Origin of the sequence: Bacillus sp. AFS059628, from assembly GCF_002571225.1 — a bacterium.
GTDB lineage: Bacteria > Bacillota > Bacilli > Bacillales > Bacillaceae_G > Bacillus_A.
The window spans coordinates 1-245 of the sequence record NZ_NVEC01000149.1; the positions used below are offsets into that span (position 1 = coordinate 1).

The 245-nt window shown below is 48.6% G+C and carries 2 tRNA genes; both read right to left on the reverse strand.

From position 1 onward, the window contains the following. Window positions 1-62 precede the first annotated feature (62 nt). Window positions 63-138, reverse strand: a tRNA-Val gene (locus COL05_RS30555). Window positions 139-142: 4 nt separating this feature from the next. After that, window positions 143-217, reverse strand: a tRNA-Glu gene (locus tag COL05_RS30560). Window positions 218-245 lie beyond the last annotated feature (28 nt).

Sequence of the window (245 nt, forward strand, 5' to 3'; positions counted from 1 at the left end):
ACTACACCACGGGACCATTTAATCTTTAAATTAATGTCATTTTAATTTTCATTATAATATTATGGTGGAGGATGACGGGATCGAACCGCCGACCCCCTGCTTGTAAGGCAGGTGCTCTCCCAGCTGAGCTAATCCTCCGAAGTGGTGACCCGTACGGGATTCGAACCCGTGTTACCGCCGTGAAAGGGCGGTGTCTTAACCACTTGACCAACGGGCCAATATGAATGGCAGAGAAGAAGGGATTC